Annotated in this window: 4 protein-coding genes; all 4 read right to left on the minus strand. The window is 73.4% G+C overall.

From position 1 onward, the window contains the following. On the minus strand, positions 1 to 854 hold an 854-nt coding region (locus tag HUW36_RS26640; RefSeq protein ID WP_174530657.1), incomplete at its 3' end, for an MFS transporter. Further along, positions 851 to 1,459, minus strand: a complete 609-nt coding sequence (locus tag HUW36_RS26645; protein ID WP_174530658.1) for an ArsR/SmtB family transcription factor — start codon at positions 1,457 to 1,459, stop codon at positions 851 to 853. The genes HUW36_RS26640 and HUW36_RS26645, both read right to left, overlap by 4 nt. Before the next feature lie 61 nt (positions 1,460 to 1,520). Beyond that, positions 1,521 to 2,330 (minus strand): sugar nucleotide-binding protein, encoded by an 810-nt coding sequence (locus HUW36_RS26650; protein ID WP_174530659.1) that lies wholly within the window; start codon positions 2,328 to 2,330, stop codon positions 1,521 to 1,523. A 72-nt stretch (positions 2,331 to 2,402) separates the two neighbouring features. Then, positions 2,403 to 4,208, minus strand: a complete 1,806-nt coding sequence (aspS, locus tag HUW36_RS26655) for an aspartate--tRNA ligase (protein WP_174530660.1) — start codon at positions 4,206 to 4,208, stop codon at positions 2,403 to 2,405. Positions 4,209 to 4,392 lie beyond the last annotated feature (184 nt).

Raw genomic sequence — 4,392 nt, forward strand, 5'->3', positions numbered from 1 at the left:
AGCGCGGCCCCGGCGGCGTTGGCCAGCCAGGCCGCCGAGCCGGCGGGGCCGAGCAGCGCGGCCGCCCGGTCGGCGTCACCGACCACCTCGGACAGCCGGACCGGCAGCAACGACTCGAACGTGACCATGCCGAAGCCCCAGAACAACTCGACCGCGACCAGGGCCAGCAGCACCCGGTTGCGGCGCAGCAGGCCGACGGCCCGCCCGACCATCCGGGGCGCCTCGACCACCGACGCGCGCAGCGTGGCCGTGCCGGAGGCGGGTCGCCGTTCGACGAGCAACGCCAGCAGCGCCACGATCGAGACCGCCTGGAGCACGATCGCGACGAGCACCGGCAGCGTCAACGCGCTGACCGGACCGACCGGCCCGAGCGCCACCAGGCCGCCGCTGAGCAGCGCGCCCGCGCCGATGGCGACGCCGACGACGGTGCCGGCCCAGCCGAGGCCGCGCTCGTACCCGGCGTCCGGGTCGGCGGCCAGCGTGGCGTCGACGTACCAGGACTCCAGCGGGCCGCTGTCGAGCGCCCGGTAGACGCCCTGCAACGCCCAGACCAGGAAGAACGTCCAGAACGAGTCGGCCACCGCCATCAGCGCCAGCGAGGCGAGGCAGACCACCCAGGCGGCCAGCAGCACCGGCTTGCGGCCGAGCGCGTCGGCGAACCCGCCGGTGGGCAGTTCCAGCGCCAACACCACCAGGCCCTGCGCGGTGAAGACCAGGCCGATCTGGGACAGCGAGAGCCCGCGCTCCTGCATGAGCAGGATCATCACCGGGATCATCAGGCCGCTGGGCAGCCAGCGCAGGCCGTAGAGGGTGAGGTAGCGGAACCGGACCTGGCGTACGGACAGCGCGCTCACGGCTTCTCCCCGGCCGGCGGCAGCACCGTGCTCAGCGGGAAGGCGGCCAGGTAGAGCTGCACCATCTCGGCGTCGGGGTCGTCCGGGTCGGTCTCGTCCCGGTGCCGTTCGAAGACCGCGAAGACCTCGGCCTTGATCGCCTCCAGGCGGGCTGCCGGGATGCGCATGAAGAAGTCACCCATGCCGTAGGCGTCGCGCCAGGCGGGCGACCACTCGTGGCGCCCGGCGAACCAGCGCTCCGCGTGGTGGGCGAAGAAGCGGACGTAGTCCTCCTCGATCCACTCGATGGCGGCCCGCGCGTCCGGGTCGTCGTCGAAGTCGGAGGCCTCCCAGCTGGTGGCGTCGTGCGCGGCGCGCCAGTAGCGCTGCCGGCCGGTGCCGAGGCTCGGGTCCTCGACCACGAGACCCACCTCGGCGAGCTGACGCAGGTGGTAGCTGGTCGCGCCGGTGTTGGTGCCGAGCATCTCGGCGAGGGCGGTGGCCGTGGCGGGACCACCCACCCGCAGCGCCCCGATCAGCCGCATGCGCAAGGGCTGGGCCAGGGCGCGCACCTGGCGGTGGTCGATGCGCACGGCGCGGTCCTCGGTCCGCTTCTTCTGCTCCATGCAATGCACAATATCTGTGCACACGTCCTGTGCACAACTAGCTTGCAAAGAAGGTGTGCAACTAGGCGTACAGCTCGCTGACGGCGCGCAGCCGGGTCCGCAGCAGCCCCGCGGCGCGGGCGGAGTCCAGCACCACCTCACCCGGCCGGTGCAGGCCGGCGGCGGCGATCGTGGTCGTCCGCAGCCCGCCCGCGTCCACCCCGTCGTACCGGGCCACCAGCAGGCCCAGCTCGGCGCGGCTCACCGCCTCCGGCCCGGCCACGTTCAGCAGCCCGGCGTAGTCGCCCGGCACCAGTTCGAGCACGGCCGCGGCGAGGTCGGCCACGTGGACCGGGCAGCGCAGCTCGTCCGTGAACAGCGTCGCCCGTCCGGCCAGCGCGTCCCGGCAGAGCTGGATCTGCTTGCTGCCCTCCCCCACGATCAGCGAGGTCCGCACCAGCGCGGCACCGGGATCCACCGCTCGTACCGCCGTCTCCGCCGCCGCCTTCGCCGCGCCGTACGCGTGCAGCGGCGTGGGCACGTCCTCGTCCGCGTAGGGCTTCGGCCGCCCGGCGTGCAGCGCGTCGCTGGACAGGTGCACCAACCGGGCGCCCACCTCGGCGGCGGCGACCGCGATGTGGGCCGCCCCGTCCGCCGTGACCGCCCAGTCGTCGTACCGGTAGGGGGTGGCCACGACCGCGTCGGGGCGTACCCCGGTCAGCAGCGCGCGCACGGCGGCGCGGTCGGTCACGTCGAGCCGGTGCGCGACGACGCCCGGCACCGCGACGGCCGCGCGGTGGTACGTGCCGACCACCCGGTGCCCGGCGGCCACCGCCTGCCGGCACACCTCGGCGCCGAGGAAGCCGCTGGCGCCCACCACGAGAAGGTTCATGTCGTCTCGTCTCCCCCGAAGATCGAAAAAGGCCCGCGTCATCATGACGCGGGCCCGTTCCGAAAGCGAGGATCAGACCGGGTCGGCCACCGGGGCGGCCGGGCCGGCGGTGCCGGCGTGCGGCCCGGTCGGGGCCTTGGGCTTGGCGTCGATGCCGGCCTCGGCGCGCTGCTGCCCGGTGATCGGGGTGGGCGCGCCGGTCAGCGGGTCGAAGCCACCGCGCGTCTTCGGGAACGCGATCACCTCGCGGATGGAGTCCGCGCCGGCCAGCAGCATGCAGACCCGGTCCCAGCCGAACGCGATGCCGCCGTGCGGCGGGGCGCCGTACTTGAACGCCTCCAGCAGGAAGCCGAACTTGTCCTGCGCCTCGTCGGGGGTGATGCCGAGCAGGTCGAACACCCGCTGCTGCACGTCGCCGCGGTGGATACGGATCGAGCCGCCGCCGATCTCGTTGCCGTTGCAGACGATGTCGTACGCGTAGGCCAGCGCCCGGTCCGGCGCCTCCTCGAACCGGTCCACCCACTCGGCGTTCGGCGAGGTGAACGGGTGGTGCACGGCGGTCCAGCCGCCCTCGTCCGTGCGCTCGAACATCGGCGCGTCCACGACCCAGCAGAACGCCCAGGCGCTCTCGTCGACCAGGTTCGCCCGCTTGGCGATCTCGATCCGGGCCGCGCCGAGCAGCTCCTGCGCCTCGCGGGTGTTGGTGCTCGCGGCGAAGAAGACCGCGTCGCCGGGCTTCGCGCCGACCGCGTCGGCCAGGCCGGCCAGGTGCGCCTCGGACAGGTTCTTGGCCACCGGGCCGCGGGCCTCGCCGGTCTCCGCGTCCAGCACCACGTACGCCAGGCCGCGGGCGCCGCGCGCCTTGGCCCAGTCCTGCCAGCCGTCCAGCTCCTTGCGGGTCTGCGACGCGCCGCCGGGCATGACCACCGCGCCGACGTAGCCGCCCGCGTCGATCGCGCCGGCGAACACCCGGAACGCGGTGCCGCGCAGGTAGTCGGTCAGCTCGGTCAGCTCCACGCCGTAGCGCAGGTCCGGCTTGTCGGAACCGTAGCGGGACATCGCGTCGTGCCAGGTGATCCGCGGGATCGGCCGGGCGATCTCGTGGCCGGCCAGCTCCTTCCAGAGCGACGCGACGATCGCCTCGCCGAGGTCGATCACGTCGTCCTCGGTGACGAACGACATCTCGATGTCGAGCTGGGTGAACTCCGGCTGCCGGTCGGCGCGGAAGTCCTCGTCCCGGTAGCAGCGGGCGATCTGGTAGTAGCGCTCCATGCCGCCGACCATGAGCAGCTGCTTGAACAGCTGCGGCGACTGCGGCAGCGCGTACCAGCTGCCCGGCTGAAGCCGCACCGGCACCAGGAAGTCGCGGGCGCCCTCCGGGGTGGAGCGGGTCAGCGTCGGCGTCTCGATCTCCAGGAAGTCCCGCTCGTGCAGCACCGTGCGGGCGAGCTGGTTGGCCTTCGAGCGCAGCCGCATCGCCCTGGCCGGGCCGCCCCGGCGCAGGTCGAGGTAGCGGTACTTGAGCCGGATGTCGTCGCCGGCCTCGATCTGGTCGTCCACCGGCAGCGGCAGCGGCGCGGCCTCGGAGAGCACCTCCAGCGCGGCGGCGGTCACCTCGACCTCGCCGGTCGGCAGGTCCGGGTTCTCGTTGCCCTCGGGGCGGCGGGTCACCTCGCCGGTGACCTTGACGCAGAACTCGTTGCGCAGCGCGTGCGCGTCCTCCTCGCGGAAGACCACCTGCACGACGCCGGAGGCGTCGCGCAGGTCGACGAAGATGACACCGCCGTGGTCGCGCCGGCGGGCCACCCACCCGGCGAGCGTCACCGTCGAGCCGGCGTCCGCGGCGCGCAGGCTTCCGGCATTGTGGGTACGGATCACGGCTGGCGTCTCCTCATCTGGTCCACGACTGCTTCCCGCATTCTGTCAGGGCGGACCGGCCGGCTCCCGGGCACCCGGCGCAGCGGGCCGGCCCGACGTGTGGCAAAGCCCGGCCGTGACCCGGGCGGATGGTTACCGTGGCAGATCGGAAGAGCGTCGTGTAGGGAAAGAGTGTTCAGAGCGG

Origin of the sequence: Micromonospora maritima (genome assembly GCF_902825405.1) — a bacterium.
GTDB classification, from domain to species: Bacteria; Actinomycetota; Actinomycetes; order Mycobacteriales; family Micromonosporaceae; genus Micromonospora; species Micromonospora maritima.

Coding starts and splice junctions, on each gene's coding strand:
- HUW36_RS26645 (WP_174530658.1), bottom strand. CDS start 1,459: ATGGAGCAGAAGAAGCGGACCGAGGACCGCGCCGTGCGCATCGACCAC.
- HUW36_RS26650 (WP_174530659.1), bottom strand. CDS start 2,330: ATGAACCTTCTCGTGGTGGGCGCCAGCGGCTTCCTCGGCGCCGAGGTG.